The organism is Bradyrhizobium altum, from assembly GCF_020889705.1.
Classification (GTDB): Bacteria; Pseudomonadota; Alphaproteobacteria; order Rhizobiales; family Xanthobacteraceae; genus Bradyrhizobium; species Bradyrhizobium altum.
In genome coordinates this window covers 16,376-30,821 of the sequence record NZ_JACMYP010000083.1, presented here as the reverse complement: position 1 = coordinate 30,821, position 14,446 = coordinate 16,376, and the positions used below count along the sequence as shown (strand labels likewise).

Here is a 14,446-nt window from a genome sequence, read left to right as displayed (position 1 = left end):
CCGCTTGGGGCCTGCGCGCTCGGCGACGGCGACGGCTGCGGGGTCTCGTCGTCGGCCCGCACCGCGGTTGCGAGGCAGGCCACCAGCAACGCCGCGGTGAGCTGTGTCGCAAAACTGTTAGCCATGCCGTTCACTCCCTGGGCCGACATTTACGCATATCACTAGCGAACTGCGCTAGTCTGGCGGCACCCGTTGGGCATCGGGTCTCTCACGGGACCATCTCGACAAGGCCGCCCGGGATGTATAGACGAGCGCGGCGTGTTCCGTGCCAAACGAGTTCGTGAGCGATGGCTAGCTCCAAGCGGTATGACAAGATCGCCTTCGTCGCCAGCGCCAGTGCGGAAGCGCAGACCGCGCTCGAGCAGCTGACCGCGATGTACGGCAACCATTCGGCCGCCGATGCCGACGTCGTGGTTGCGCTCGGCGGCGACGGATTGATGCTGCAGACGCTGCACGCCAACATGCGCAGCGGCAAGCCGATCTACGGCATGCATCGCGGCACCGTCGGCTTCCTGATGAACGAATATTCGACGCACGATCTGCGCACGCGGTTGGCCGCCTCGCGGGAGTCGCTGATCAATCCGCTGCTGATGCGCGCGACCGACATCCACGGCGCGGTGCATCTGCATCACGCCATCAACGAGGTCGCGCTGTTCCGGCAGACCTACCAGGTCGCCAAGCTGCGTATCCTGATCGACGAGCATGAGCGGATGCCCGAGCTGATGGCCGACGGCATCCTGGTGGCGACGCCGGCCGGATCGACCGCCTATAACCTCTCCGCCCAGGGGCCGATCCTGCCGATCAACGCGGCGCTGCTCGCGCTGACCCCGATCAGCGCGTTCCGGCCGCGGCGCTGGCGCGGCGCGCTGCTGCCGAATTCCGCCTTCGTGGTGATCGAGGTGATCGAGGACGAGAAGCGCCCGGTCGCAGCGGTCGCCGACCATGACGAGGTCCGCGACGTCCGCCGGGTCGAGGTGCTGTCCGACAAGACGATCGCGATGCGGATGCTGTTCGATCCCGGCCATTCGCTGGAAGAGCGCATCCTGCGCGAGCAGTTCGGCTACTGACGGCGCCTCGCCGGGCCCCTGCCCGGCAACCAATCATTAACCCCGGGCAGGATATGGTTAACGCTGGGTAATACCGCATTGGCCCGGTATGCCCGTTCGGGACCGGACCATGTATCGCATCGATTTCAACAAGCTGCGATTTTTGATTTGCGACGACAATCCGCACATGCGCCGCATCCTGCGGACGCTGCTGCATTCGTTCGGCGCGCGCGAGGTCTATGAGGCCGAGGACGGCGCCACCGCGCTCGAGATGTACACCCATTATGTACCCGACATCGTCATCACCGACTGGTCGATGCCGATCTTCGACGGCCTCGAGCTCGCGCAGATGATCCGGCAGCCGGAATCCAAGGGCAATCCCTACGCGCCGATCATCATGCTGACCGGGCATTCCGAGAAGCGCCGCGTCACCGTGGCGCGCGATGCCGGCGTCACCGAATTCCTGGCCAAGCCGATCTCGGCCAAGGGCCTCTACCAGCGCATCATGAATGTGGTCGCCAATCCGCGCCCGTTCATCAAGACCAAGACTTATTTCGGGCCGACCGCCGCCGCAACACCACCAACACCTATATCGGCCCCGAACGCCGCGGCAGCGGCGAGGTCGAAATCCTGCAACAGCCGTCGCTGCTCGAGAAGGCGCGTTCGACCATTTAGGATATCGCCATGGCGAAAGACAAACCCGGGACGATCGAGGTCAAGAGTTTCGGCACCCACCATGTCATCACGCAGCCGAACCCGCTGCGCAAGGTGCTGCTGCGCGTCCCCGAGAGCGATCTCGACGATCCGGTTGGCCGTGCCGAAAAGGCGCTCGCCGGGCTGTCGGGCGAATTCAAGGAATGGATGACGATCGAGGCTGACCGCCTCTCCGCCGCGCACGCCACGGTGCAGCGCGAGGGCTTCAACGACAGGACGCGCGAGGAGCTGTTCCGCGCCGCGCACGACATCAAGGGCGATGCCGCGACATTCGGTTATCCCTCGGCGGCGGCGGCGGCCGAGAGCCTGTGCCGCATCATCGAGCACGCGCCTGACCTCGCCGCGGTGCCGGCGCAGCTGATTGCCCACCACATCAACGCCGTGCAGGCGATCGTACGGAACCGCACCAAGCTCGATACCGCGGTCGTGGCCGGCGTGCTGAGCAAGCAGCTTCGCGGTATCGCCGATGAATTCCTGACCCACGCCAACCGCGACCGCCCCGAACATCTCGAGGCCATCCTCGCGCCGAGCATCGCACCCAGCGAATAGCAGCGCGCCGCGGCTTCAATCATCGTCAATCTCGGGGGAACGCGGCCTTCAGGCCGCTATCAGATCGTCGTCGTAAGGCAGCACCGCGATCGCGTCTTCCGCGGCGAGCTCCTCGCAGAACATGCGCGCATCCTCGCGGGCCGATTCCGTCGCGAAGCGGCGCAGCAGGATCAGCAGCGGTTCGGCCGCCGAATGATCGGTCTCGCAATGGGTCAGCACGCGCTCCACCATGCGGCGATGCAGCCGCGCGGCGCCGTCACCGCTGTCGACATAGCCGACCTCGTGGCTAGCCTCGAGCGCGACGCGGAACGCGGCATAGGTGGATTCCGGCAGGCCGGCGCGACGCAGCAGCGCCTGCAGGCCGTTGCCGCCGCGGTCGTTCAGCAGCGCGGAGACGCGGCCATAGGGCAGCCCGGACAGTTCGGCGAGCGCCGCCCCGAACAGGTCGAGATTGCCCGACAGCAGCGCACGCAGGATCAGCCCGGCGGTCAGTTGTCCGGTGGCGCGCAGATGCGTGATCAGGTTCTGCATGTCGTCGCCGAAGGCGCGCGCGGCGATGTTCACCGTCGAGCGCTCCTTCGCCTCGCCTGCGATCCGGTCGGCCCGGTCGGCGCCGAGCCAGTTTCGCGCGACGACGAATTGCGCCAGCATGTCGGAGAGCTTTGCGACCAGCGCCAGCCGCGTCGCGGACGGCAGGTCTTCCAGCGCCAGCATCGATTCGCGGATCGCCGCGAGATGGCCGTGGCGCTCGACGATGCGATCCCAGGAGAACGGCGCAAGGCCGGCATATGGATTCTCGATCAGCTCGAGCGCGGCCGCCGCGGAGCCGACCTCGGCGATCGCAGCGGCAACGGAGGCCGGAAGATTGACGCGGCGCGCGATCGCGCACTGCATCTCGTCGGAGCCGGTCGCGACGATGTCGACGAGATCGGCATCGATCAAGAGCGGTGAATGTTCCAGCACCGGCAGCGCGATCGCCGGCTGGTCGGCCGACAGCGCCTGCACGATTGCTGCAGGCGCCTCCGCGCTATGTGCGAACACCTCGGCCATCGCCTGCCGAACCAGCGGCGATGGATCGTCGAGCAGCATCAGCAGCGCGCCTTCGGCTGCGATGCGGTCGTCCTCGGTGAGATCTGAAATGAGCAAGGCCCGGGCCAACGCCCGTGTCGCCTCTGCCCGCTCGCCTGCTGGAGCGGTCCTAATCCAACTAATGAACTGCCGAACGATCATGGTCCTGCCGGCTTACGCAACGAGACGGCATCGACATACGACGCCACTACAAGGAAAAATAAACCATGACGCTTAACAAAGGGTTCACCATAAACGTTTGGGATTATTGACGTTTCGTTAAGACGGCCATGGCACGCCGCTTCGCACGCGCAGTAAGGAAGCGCTAGCCGTTGCTGTAGGTTCCGCTCGGATCGCTGAACAGATCAAGCCGCCCGGGCGCGCGGACCTTCGGCGTGGCCGAAGCAGTCAGCGAAGCGGAATTGCCCCACAGTTCCTGCACCGTCGGCGAGATCGGCTCCGAACGGTCGCCGCCCTGGTAGAGCGAGCGGAAGGCCGGCGCCGGCTGCGCCGATGCGACGGCCGAGGTCGCACCGGCTGATGAGGCCGCGCGGGCATTCGGGAAGGTCGAAAGATAGGACGCGGTGTCCATGGTCAGGGCCTGTGTCGGCGCAGCGCTTGCGATCGCATAAGGCGACATAGTGTCGCCGCCCGCCGCGGCAAACGCCGTGCGCGTGTCCTTCGAATTCGCAGCCGCGGCGTAGCGTGTGGTCAACACCGAATAGACTTGGCTGACGCTGCGCGCGCTGCCCGACTTGTCGTAGAAGATCGACTGGTTGGCGGCCGCCGCCTTCGGAAACATCGCGGCGGCATTGGCGCTCGGACTGTCCTCGGCGCTCGAGATCAGCTTGCCGGCGCCGCCGACGCCCATGAAATGCGCCATATAGAGCTCGGCATCGGTCGGACGACGGCCGAGCGTTCCGGTGAGCTTGAAGCTGTTGGATTGCGTCAGCACCGCCGCCATCGACGACGCCGCATCGGGATCGTCGCGCAACTTCATCACCGCGTTGCGCGCGGAGGGATCGCTGACCGAATAACTGCCGTCGGAATTCTTGGTGATGGCGTCGGCATACTGGCCGTAGCCCAGCTGGCTTCCGGCCTCCTTGACGGTGCCGAGCCAGGTCTGGTCGATGAATTGATAGAGTCCGTGCGCCGACGAGGTCGTGGCGCCGGCCCGCGGATTGAAATTGGATTCCATCTTCGCGGTCGTGAGCAAATATTCGAAGCTCGTGCCGGTGGTCGCGGCCGCCTGCTTGATCGAACCGGCGACCTTCAGGCGCGAAGCATCGACACCTGCCGAAGCCGTCGCATTGAAGAGGTCGACCGCCATCTGTCCGGGTGCCTTGCCGGGCGCCGGCAATCGGCACCCATGTCCCGACAACCTGCCGCAATTATGGTTAACGGCACGTTAAAGATCCAGAGAGCCCAGCAGGACCCGCTATTTGCGGTAGACCTGCGCCGGATCGAACAGCCGCTCGGCGTCGACAAAGGACAGGCTGACATTGCCGCCCTCGCCCTTCACGGCGCGATAGAAGCAGGAGCGCCGTCCGGTGTGGCAGGCGGCGCCGATCTGCTCGACCTTGATCCACACCGCGTCCTGATCGCAATCCATCCGGATCTCGATCACGCGCTGGGTCTGGCCCGAGCTCTCGCCCTTGCGCCACAGCGCATTGCGGGCGCGGCTGAAGTACCAGCCCTCGCCGGTCGCGATCGTCTTGCGCAGGGCTTCGTCGTTCATATGCGCGACCATCAGCACGTCGCCGGTCGCGGCATCGGTCGCGACGCAGGTCACAAGACCTGTCGCGTCGAATTTGGGCTGGAAGGCCAGCCCTTCTTCGCGGTCGTGATCGTGGGTCGATGCGGACACGGCAAACCTCGCTTGGGGAAAACGCGAGGTTACCGGTTCGGTCCTCGCACCAGGGACAGGAAACGCTGCTGCTCCGCCGGATTGTCGCGGAACATGCCGGTGAAGCGGCTGGTAAAGGTCGATGCACCATGCTTGGCGACGCCGCGCACCGACATGCAGGTATGCTCCGCCTCGATCAGCACCGCAACACCACGGGGCTTCAGTACCTCGTCGATCGCGGCCGCGACCTGCGCGGTGAGATGCTCCTGGGTCTGCAGGCGGCGAGCGAAGATGTCGGTCAGCCGCGCCAGCTTGGAGAGACCCACGACGCGCTCCACCGGCGTGTAGGCGATATGCGCCCTGCCGTAGAACGGCATCATGTGATGCTCGCACTGCGAGGTGAATTCGATGTCGCGGACCAGGACGAAATCGTCGTAGCCGGCGGTCTCGCCGAAGGTACGGTTCAGCACTTCGGCCGGGCACTGATGATAGCCCTGATAGAGCTCGTCATAAGCCTCGACGACGCGGCGCGGCGTGTCGAGCAGGCCCTCGCGGCCGGTGTTCTCGCCGATATAGGCGAGCAGCGTCTTCACGGCGTCCTCGGCCTCCGCCCGCGACGGGCGCGGCTGATCGGCACGAACGGCCGCCGCCATGAATTCTGCAGGGTCGAGCTCGCTGGCCTTCGCGTCGGCCGGCTTGTTGGCGCGAATCGGTTTGATCAAGGCGTCCATGTCTTCTCCGTTCGACCGGCCCAGGCATTTGCCTTTGGGCCGGATGTGTCACCGGGCAGACGGGGCGGATCGTCGAACCGCCGGGCGCCTGAGTCCCATCTTTGTAGCACCGCCACGGCGCAAGTGGCCCGCGGTGGAAGCATAGCCGGGCTATGTTTCGGACGATGCGGTTCATATATAGGACGGTGAGACCCAGCCGCCAAGAGCGCCCGGCGCAGCCGGAACCAGGCATCTATCCCCATGCTGAACGACATTTATAACAAGCGGATCATTGAGTTGGCCGGCAATATTCCGCGCCTCGGACGGCTGGCCGAGCCAGACGCCAGTGCCACCGCTCATTCGAAATTGTGCGGTTCGACCGTTAAGGTCGACCTCAAGATGGACGGCCCGGTGGTGACGGACTTCGCCCATGATGTGAAGGCCTGCGCGCTCGGCCAGGCCTCCTCGTCGATCATGGCAAGCCATGTGGTCGGGTCGACCGCGGACGAGCTGCGCGAATTGCGCGAGACCGTCCGCAAGATGCTGAAGGAAAATGGCCAGCCTCCACAGGGCGGCAAATGGGCCGACATCGCGCTGCTCGAGCCGGTGCGCGACTACAAGGCCCGACATGCCTCCACCCTGCTGACTTTTGATGCCGTGGTCGATGCGATCGGCCAGATCGAGGCCAAGGCAAAGCAGCCGGCGTAAGCCCGACCGCCAGCCTCAACCTTACTGCGACGGCTGGACCGGCGCCGGCGCGGCGGTGCCGCCGGTCGGCACCACAGCCTCGGCGGTCTTGGTCGCCTTCGCGGCTTGCGGCAGCGCCTCGCCTTCCATCGCGCTGCTCGCGAAGCGATCGGCGTTCTTCGGCTTCGCCTCGGCGACCGGGATTGCGTTGTCCTGATGCGGCAGCACGTCGGCGACTGCATCGGTGGTGACGAGATTGGTCAGCCGCAATTCGGCCGTCGACAATTCGTGCAAATCTTCCCACGGCGGTACGCTGAGTGCGAGCGACAACAGCTCACCCGCCCCACCCATCTCGAAGGTGTACTTGGCAAGACGGCCGATATCGCGCTCGACGATCATCAGGTCCTGCGCGGTGTAGCTGGCGGCCTTGGCGTCATCGGCGCGATCGCCCATCCAGATTTGATGCACCCGGATGTGCGCGGCCGGTGGAACATAGCGCGTCTTGCCCGACAACAGCAGGAACACGCACATCGACTCGCAATAGGCATCCGGCAGCACGCTGGCGCGGTCGCCTTGCGCGGCCACATTGACGACACTGGTGCCGACCGTGGTCAGCGCACCGAGACCGCGGAAGCGGCGGCCGAGCGCAATCGCATCGTTGACCGAGCCGCCACTGGAGTCGAGCACGATGGTGGCGCCGCCAAGCTGGCGGCTGCGCGCGAACTCGTCGAATTCCTTGGGGCTGTCGGCTGTGATGATGCCGACCGCCGACACCCAGCCGCGGCAATTCGGCTGGCATGCGATCCAGCTGAACTTCATCGGCAGCTTGCGTTCTTCGAGGGTCGAGCTGGTCTGCGTGGAGTTACCCGCCCATGTGGCGGTGCCGGAAACCGCAAGGCAAAGGGCAACGGCGCCGGTGAGCACCCAACTGCGCAATGAAAGCGAGTTCGCGAGCCTCAATTTGGTTCCTTCCCCCAAGCCCTTGGTGATGCGAGCGGTGGCAATGGCCCCATAGCAATGCGCCACGAATCTGTCATCGGCGCGTAATGGGAACGGTAGCGTTGCTGACCTGGACCGTCCATAGAGCCCTTGCTGCAGCGCGACCGGTGCTGTGCAATAGTGGCCAACTGTGGCGTAAATATCTGCAACTGAACAGTTCCTTAGCTTGGAACCCCCGCAAGATTACGTACATACTTGCGTATGTCACCGACCGATCATTCAACGACACACCATCCGCGATGCATGGACTGTGCCACAACCATGCGCCGCATGCCGCGCAACCTTGGCCGCGCCTTGATCTGGATCTACCGGCACACGCTGTCGCCGCTGGTCGGCTACAACTGTCGGCATCTGCCGACCTGCTCGGTCTATGGCGATGAAGCGATCGAGCGCTTCGGACTCTGGGCCGGCGGGTGGATGACGCTGGCAAGATTGCTGCGCTGCCAGCCCTGGGGAACCTCCGGCATCGATAATGTCCCGCAGACGAGGCCGCTTGGGGCACACTGGTATCTGCCCTGGCGCTACGCCCGCTGGCGCGGTGTCAACGACGCTTGATCCGTTGTGGCGCTCCCAAACGCCACGCGCATAGCTGTTCCGGCGGAACTGTGGCGATACTTGGCGTATTGTTTCATCGCCCCCTTGGGGAGGAAACAACAATGCGCTGGAAACTCAGCCACAACGGGCACGATCCCCGGCAGATCGATTTGCTGGCCGTGCTTGCCCTGCTCCTCGTGATCATTGCCGCTTACGGCTACTTCACCCACAATCCGAACAAGCCGAGCACGACGGCATTCATCGTGCCCAGCCAGAGCGTGAAGTGGTGACGCGCAACGCGAACAGCCACAGCACCGAGCCCCGGTCCATCTGCTGATCTCGCCCATGTGGTGTTGACGACCGAGCGATCTGCGCCACGCGGCATTGTCTGCATCCCGCACGCACCATAGGCTGCAACCATTGGGACAGATATTTTTCTCGGGGGTGGGCATTGCAAGAAGGCTTGTACAAGCTCGAATTTCATACCGTTCACGGCACCGGCACCGGTGTGCTCTACGCGACGGGCGGCAAGCTGCGCGGCGGCAACTCGGCCTTTGCCTTCGTCGGCAATTACACCGACCGCGGTGACGGCATTCACGTCAAGGTCTCGACCCAGCGGCACAATCCCGATCCCACCTTCCGGCCGCTGTTCGGGACCGACATGATCACGCTAATGCTAAAGGGCACCGCGAACGGCGACATGGTCGATTTCGAGGGCGTGGCGCTGCAGCTGCCGGGCGTAAACTTCAAGGCGTTCCTGACGTGGATCGCCGATTAACTCACTCGGCGGCGGTAGCGCGCGCGGCCGGCCGCGGCCGCGTCATGACCACGACCGCAAGGGCCGCCGCGACGAAGGCCGTGGCCACGTAGCCCGCGCTCAACAGCCATTCGCGCGCGAACAGCAATCCGCCGATCGCGGAGCCGATGGCTTGGCCGATATACAGCACCGAGGTGTTGAGCGAGACCGACGCCGACGCGAGCATCGGCGCCGCACCGACGAGGCGCACCTGCTGCATCGAATTGGTGGACGCAAAGCCGAGGCCCCACACCGCAACCGAGGCGGCCATCAATGCGTAGGCACCGGCGCTCAGCGCCCAGCCGGCCACGCCGGCGAGCAGCAGCACCGTGAACAGCACCGACGTCTTCCAGGCACCCCAGGAATCCACGATGCGCGTTGCGATCGCAATGCCGACGAACCCGAAGATGCCGTACAGCGCGAACACGATCCCGACGGCGTCCGCGTTGGCGCCGGTCAATTTGCCGAGTAGCGGCCCCATGAAGGTGAACACCACGAACTGGCCGGACATCTGCAACGTCGTGATCGAGAGCAGCAGGATGACGGTCGGATTGCGGCCGAGATCGGCCCAGGTCCTCAAGTCGACCGGCGCGCCATGCAACCCGCCGGGCAACCGCCACCACAGCAGCAGGCAGCTCACGAGCCCGGTCAGCGCGATCGCGCCATAGGTCACGCGAAAACCGTAACGGCTTGCGATGAAGGTGATCAACGGCAGCCCGATTGCAGCGGCGAGCGACCAGCCGAGGAAGATGTAGGCGATCGTACTGCCGCGTTTCTCCACCGGCACGATCAGCGCCGCGGTGCCGGCCGCCTGTGGCGTGTAGAGGACACCGACCGCGAGCATGACCAGGCGGATGATCAAGAGACTGTCGTAATCCGGCGCGAAGGCCGATGCCGCGTTGGTCAGCGTCAGCACCAGGAGCGTCGCCGTCAGCAGCGCGCGCCGCTCGAACCGGCTGGTCAGCCACGCCGTCACCGGCGAGCCGACGCAGAGCACGATCGCGCCGAAGGTGATCAGGAGACCGGCGGCGTGGATCGTGACGCCGAGCCCGTTGGACAGCTCCGACAGCATGCCGGCCGGCGCCAGCACCGAGCAGCCGGTGACGATATTGCCGAGCATCAATGCGGTGGGAGCGAAGCGTTTCACGCCGCGTTGATAGCAGACCCCGAAATCAATGCAACTGCATCTAAATGCATAGCACGTGATCGAATGGCGCCTCTTGCGCTCACGGCGACGGCGATGCGGCCGGCACCGCGTTGACGCTCGGCGACACAGCGGCCGGCAACGGGCTCGCAGGCTTTGGGCCGGCGCTCGTTGCCGGGCACGACGCCAGCAGCTGCGCCCAGCCCTGCTCCAGCCCGGTCGTGTCGATATCGAATGTCGCAAAGTCAGGTTTGAGATCGGACTTGGGATCGCCCTTGGGATCCGCCTTGCCGTCCGACGACGGCGTGCTTTCGCCGATCTGCAGATGCGGGACCGCCAGCATCGCCTTGACGATGTCCGACCCCACCGGGTCGCTCCAGACCTCGTATTTGCCGAACCGCGCCGGCAACCTGCCGAATGCGATCGCCTTGGTGGCGCCGGCCATCATCACCACCGTGCTTTTGCCGACGGCGCCCTCGTCGAACTCGCGCACGAACATCAGCCGCCCGCGATCCTTGTTCTCGCAGAACAGCCGCCACTCCATCATGCGGAACGAGCTGCCGTCGCCTTTTCTCTGCTGCGCGATCTTGCGGACATAGGGCCGGGTTTCCTTCTCCACCGCCCACAGCGTTTCCGGCAACGGCCGCGCATCGATTCCAAATCGATAGAGTTCCGGCCGCGTCAACACATGCAGGTTCTCGAACTTCACGGTCCGGATCAGCTCGCTGAGCTCATGGCTGATTCCCATCGCCGCGAGGAACAGGTTGCGATCGCGATCGGCGCTGACCATCTCGCGCCGCCTGAAATCCGCGACGACCTGCGGCGGCGGATGCCCGTGGACGACGAACATCAGCCTGGAGTTATGCACCGCGAGCACCGAGTCGGGCGCCACTTCACGGTTGGTCGCACCCAGGAACAGATAGGCGCAGGCCGAAACGCACATCGCGTTGCGCGTGGTGAGTTCGGCCTCGACCTCGCCTTTCACAGCCTTGATCTTCTCGCAGGCGGCGTCGATCTGCGTGCCCGTGGAACAGGCCGGCACGCTGGTGCGGCCGACCCGGGCAATCGCCTTGCGAGCACGTAGAAACCGCGCGACCGCATAGGACTGCTCGACGTTTCCGCCCGGCGAATGAAGGTAGATCGGAAGCTGCGGGTCCTTGACGGCAAGCAGGAAGCTGCGAATCCGCGCCGCGGCATTCCGATCGATCTCGCCTTCGATCGCGATCCAGCGGTCGCAACCGGCGCCGCAGGCATTCGCCGGTCCCTTGGCGAGATAGATGGTCAGCCTTTTCGCAAACCCGGCCTTCTCGACCGGTGCTTCTTCCGCCCGCAAGACGCCCGGGACCAGAAGCAACGTCACGAAAAACAGGAGACGGGAAAACATGAACCTTGCGAATTGCGCGATGGCGGGTATTCGACGTTAGACGATGATCGGCAGCGTCGCAACGCTTGGTGCCGCAAGGTGCAGGCGAGCTTCTCTCGAATCGGTGCGGCCGGAGGCCCATTTTCTTGATATTGCCGGATTGCAGGCGTCAAATCCCCTGCTATACCGCTGCTTTCCCGCTTACCTGCGCTCGTTCGCAGGAGTGAGCTACAGGAGCCTTCAATGTCCGACACGCCGCCCAAATCCGGTTCCGGATTCCAGTACAGCCTCTCTAACCTCAAGCCCGCAGAACCCGTGAACAAGATCGCCCTCACCTTCCCTGATGGAGCGAGGCGCGATTTCCCGAAAGGGACGACCGGCCTCGACATCGCCAAAGGCATTTCGCCCTCGCTCGCCAAGCGCACCGTCGCGATGGCGCTCGACGGCACGCTCGCCGATCTCAACGATCCGATCGAAGCCGACGCCAAGATTGAGTTGATCAGCCGCGAGGACCCGCGCGCGCTGGAACTGATTCGGCACGATGCCGCGCACGTGCTCGCCGAAGCCGTGCAGTCGCTGTGGCCCGGCACCCAGGTCACGATCGGCCCGGTGATCGAGAACGGCTTCTATTACGACTTCTTCCGCAACGAGCCGTTCACCCCGGAAGATTTTGCCGCCATCGAGAAGCGGATGCGCGAGATCGTCGCGCGCGACAAGCCGTTCACCAAGGAAGTCTGGGATCGCGAGAAGACCAAGCAGGTGTTCCGCGACAAGGGCGAGGCCTTCAAGGTCGAGCTGGTCGACGCCATTCCCGGTAACGAGCCGATCAAGATCTATTTCCAGGGCGACTGGTTCGATCTCTGCCGCGGCCCGCACATGACGTCGACCGGCAAGATCGGCAACGCCTTCAAGCTGATGAAGGTGGCCGGCGCCTATTGGCGCGGCGATTCCAACAATCCGATGCTGACCCGCATCTACGGCACGGCATTCGCCAAGCAGGAAGATCTCGACGCTTACCTCAAGCAGATCGAGGAAGCCGAGAAGCGCGACCACCGCAAGCTTGGCCGCGAGCTCGACCTGTTCCACTTCCAGGAAGAAGGCCCCGGCGTGGTGTTCTGGCACCCGAAGGGCTGGACCATCTTCCAGCAGCTGATCGCCTATATGCGGCGCCGGCTGCTCGGCGACTACAGCGAGGTCAATGCCCCGCAGATCCTCGACAAGTCGCTGTGGGAGACCTCGGGCCACTGGGACTGGTACCGCGAGAACATGTTCGCGGCGCAGTCCGCCGGCGACGAGGCCGAGGACAAGCGCTGGTTCGCGCTGAAGCCGATGAACTGCCCGGGGCACGTGCAGATCTTCAAGCACGGGCTGAAGAGCTACCGCGACTTGCCGCTGCGGCTCGCCGAGTTCGGCGTCGTGCATCGCTACGAGCCGTCGGGCGCGATGCACGGCCTGATGCGGGTGCGCGGCTTCACCCAGGACGACGCCCATGTGTTCTGCACCGAACAGCAGCTCGCCGACGAGTGTCTCAAGATCAACGAGCTGATCCTGTCGACCTACGCCGATTTCGGCTTCGACGGCGAGCTCACGGTCAAGCTCTCCACGCGGCCCGAAAAGCGGGTCGGCACCGACGAGATGTGGGATCACGCCGAGCGCGTGATGGCGACCGTGCTGTCGGAGATCAAGGCCAAGGGCAGCAACCGGATCCGCACCGAGATCAACCCGGGCGAAGGTGCGTTCTACGGGCCGAAGTTCGAGTACGTGCTGCGCGACGCCATCGGCCGCGACTGGCAATGCGGCACGACCCAGGTCGACTTCAACCTCCCGGAACGCTTCGGCGCGTTCTACATCGATCACGACGGCTCGAAGAAGGCGCCCGTGATGGTGCACCGCGCGATCTGCGGCTCGATGGAGCGCTTCATCGGCATCCTGATCGAGCACTATGCCGGCAACTTCCCGCTGTGGCTGGCGCCGACCCAACTCGTGGTCACGACCATCACCTCCGAGGGCGACGAGTACGCCAAGGTGGTGGCGGCAGCGGCGCGCCGCGCCGGCCTCCGCGTCGAGATCGACCTGCGCAACGAGAAGATCAACTACAAGGTCCGCGAGCACTCGCTGGCCAAGATCCCGGCCCTGCTCGTCGTCGGCAAGAAGGAAGCCGAGACGCATTCGGTCTCCGTCCGCCGCCTCGGCAGCGAGCGGCAGACCGTGATGCCGACCGATGAGGCGATCGCAGCGCTATTGGATGAAGCGACACCGCCGGACGTGAAACGGGCGCGATCGGTCGCCTGATCTTCACAATCGGTCTAAACTGGCTTTCGTCGGCTTGGTCGTGCCCCCATCTTGGGGGCACGACTCCACTTGAAGGACATTTCCGTGCCCGATGCCATTCAACTCCTGAAGACGCGCCGCTCGATGAAACCGCGCGAGATGACCGGCCCGGGCCCGTCCGCGGCCGAGCTCGAGACCATCCTGACCATCGGCGCGCGCGTGCCCGACCACGGCAAGCTGGCGCCCTGGCGCTTCATCGTGTTCGAGGGTGAGGCCCGCGCCCGCGCCGGCGACGTGATCGCGAAGGTGTTTGCCCGCAAGAATCCCGGCGCGCCCGCCACCGACATCGAGGTCGAGAAGAAGCGCCTGACCGATGCGCCGCTGGTGATCGGCGTGGTCTCCTTTACCAGGCCGCACCCGAAGGTGCCGCCTTGGGAGCAGGAATTGTCGGCCGGCGCGAGCGCCATGAACATCGTCACCGCCGCGAGCGCGCTCGGCTATGGCGCCTGCTGGCTGACCGGCTGGTTCGCCTTCGACCGCGACGTGCTCGACGGCCTCGGCCTGAAGCCGGACGAGAAGCTCGCCGGCCTGATTCATATCGGGACGCCGACCAAGCCAAGCGAGGATCGCCCGCGCCCGGCGCTGTCGGATATCGTGACCCGGTTCTGAAACCGTAGATCTGTCATTGCCGGGCTAGACCCGGCGATCGATCCACCGAA

At 64.9% G+C, this 14,446-nt stretch carries 15 protein-coding genes and 1 pseudogene; 9 read left to right on the top strand and 7 right to left on the bottom strand.

The genetic code is table 11. From position 1 onward, the window contains the following. The first annotated feature begins 287 nt into the window (after positions 1–287). The 3 genes and pseudogenes from H8B02_RS20965 (at position 288) to H8B02_RS20955 (ending at position 2,309) form a co-directional block, all read left to right on the top strand. Positions 288–1,067 carry an NAD kinase gene (locus tag H8B02_RS20965; protein ID WP_176530474.1) on the top strand — a complete coding sequence of 260 codons (780 nt, stop codon included), beginning with the start codon at positions 288–290 and terminating at the stop codon, positions 1,065–1,067. Positions 1,068–1,176: 109 nt separating this feature from the next. Beyond that, positions 1,177–1,721 (top strand): annotated as a pseudogene (locus H8B02_RS20960) (response regulator). A gap of 9 nt (positions 1,722–1,730) precedes the next feature. Further along, positions 1,731–2,309, top strand: coding sequence for an Hpt domain-containing protein (locus tag H8B02_RS20955; protein ID WP_229167969.1), 579 nt, complete (start codon positions 1,731–1,733; stop codon positions 2,307–2,309). Between the two features lie 48 nt (positions 2,310–2,357). Here H8B02_RS20955 and H8B02_RS20950 read toward each other — a convergent pair whose 3' ends face one another. The 4 genes from H8B02_RS20950 to folE all read right to left on the bottom strand — a co-directional run bounded on the left by H8B02_RS20950 (position 2,358) and on the right by folE (position 5,954). Next, positions 2,358–3,539 carry a DUF2336 domain-containing protein gene (locus H8B02_RS20950; protein ID WP_229167968.1) on the bottom strand — a complete coding sequence of 394 codons (1,182 nt, stop codon included), beginning with the start codon at positions 3,537–3,539 and terminating at the stop codon, positions 2,358–2,360. Between the two features lie 163 nt (positions 3,540–3,702). Beyond that, positions 3,703–4,707, bottom strand: a complete 1,005-nt coding sequence (locus H8B02_RS20945) for a transglycosylase SLT domain-containing protein (RefSeq protein WP_229167967.1) — start codon at positions 4,705–4,707, stop codon at positions 3,703–3,705. Between the two features lie 108 nt (positions 4,708–4,815). After that, on the bottom strand, positions 4,816–5,244 hold the full coding sequence (gene hisI / locus H8B02_RS20940; RefSeq protein WP_229167966.1) for a phosphoribosyl-AMP cyclohydrolase: 429 nt from the start codon (positions 5,242–5,244) through the stop codon (positions 4,816–4,818). 29 nt (positions 5,245–5,273) lie between these two features. Beyond that, entirely contained in the window at positions 5,274–5,954 is a 681-nt protein-coding gene (gene folE, locus H8B02_RS20935) for a GTP cyclohydrolase I FolE (RefSeq protein WP_229167965.1), read from the bottom strand. A 240-nt stretch (positions 5,955–6,194) separates the two neighbouring features. Between folE and H8B02_RS20930 the strand changes: the two genes are divergently transcribed. Then, positions 6,195–6,641: an iron-sulfur cluster assembly scaffold protein gene (locus H8B02_RS20930; protein ID WP_029080129.1), complete on the top strand. Its 447-nt coding sequence runs from the start codon at positions 6,195–6,197 to the stop codon at positions 6,639–6,641. 21 nt (positions 6,642–6,662) lie between these two features. Here H8B02_RS20930 and H8B02_RS20925 read toward each other — a convergent pair whose 3' ends face one another. After that, complete coding sequence (locus tag H8B02_RS20925) at positions 6,663–7,580, bottom strand: COG3904 family protein (RefSeq protein ID WP_229167964.1); 918 nt, start codon at positions 7,578–7,580, stop codon at positions 6,663–6,665. Positions 7,581–7,862: 282 nt separating this feature from the next. On the opposite strand from H8B02_RS20925, the gene yidD reads away from it, so the two are divergent. The 3 genes from yidD (at position 7,863) to H8B02_RS20910 (ending at position 8,931) form a co-directional block, all read left to right on the top strand. Beyond that, the gene (gene yidD / locus H8B02_RS20920) at positions 7,863–8,174 is read left to right on the top strand and encodes a membrane protein insertion efficiency factor YidD (RefSeq protein WP_229167963.1); all 312 of its coding nucleotides are present in this window, start codon (positions 7,863–7,865) and stop codon (positions 8,172–8,174) included. Between the two features lie 101 nt (positions 8,175–8,275). Then, the gene (locus tag H8B02_RS20915) at positions 8,276–8,443 is read left to right on the top strand and encodes a hypothetical protein (RefSeq protein ID WP_229167962.1); all 168 of its coding nucleotides are present in this window, start codon (positions 8,276–8,278) and stop codon (positions 8,441–8,443) included. A 161-nt stretch (positions 8,444–8,604) separates the two neighbouring features. Next, entirely contained in the window at positions 8,605–8,931 is a 327-nt protein-coding gene (locus tag H8B02_RS20910; protein ID WP_229167961.1) for a GrlR family regulatory protein, read from the top strand. 1 nt (position 8,932) lies between these two features. On the opposite strand, the gene H8B02_RS20905 is transcribed toward H8B02_RS20910, so the two are convergent. Continuing rightward, positions 8,933–10,069, bottom strand: a complete 1,137-nt coding sequence (locus tag H8B02_RS20905) for an MFS transporter (RefSeq protein WP_229167970.1) — start codon at positions 10,067–10,069, stop codon at positions 8,933–8,935. Positions 10,070–10,175: 106 nt separating this feature from the next. Further along, positions 10,176–11,477, bottom strand: a complete 1,302-nt coding sequence (locus H8B02_RS20900; protein ID WP_229167960.1) for an ATP-dependent Clp protease proteolytic subunit — start codon at positions 11,475–11,477, stop codon at positions 10,176–10,178. Between the two features lie 222 nt (positions 11,478–11,699). On the opposite strand from H8B02_RS20900, the gene thrS reads away from it, so the two are divergent. Both thrS and H8B02_RS20890 read left to right on the top strand, forming a co-directional pair. Next, positions 11,700–13,748 carry a threonine--tRNA ligase gene (thrS, locus tag H8B02_RS20895; protein ID WP_229167959.1) on the top strand — a complete coding sequence of 683 codons (2,049 nt, stop codon included), beginning with the start codon at positions 11,700–11,702 and terminating at the stop codon, positions 13,746–13,748. Between the two features lie 84 nt (positions 13,749–13,832). Continuing rightward, the gene (locus H8B02_RS20890) at positions 13,833–14,396 is read left to right on the top strand and encodes a nitroreductase family protein (protein ID WP_229167958.1); all 564 of its coding nucleotides are present in this window, start codon (positions 13,833–13,835) and stop codon (positions 14,394–14,396) included. The last annotated feature ends 50 nt before the right edge of the window (positions 14,397–14,446 follow it).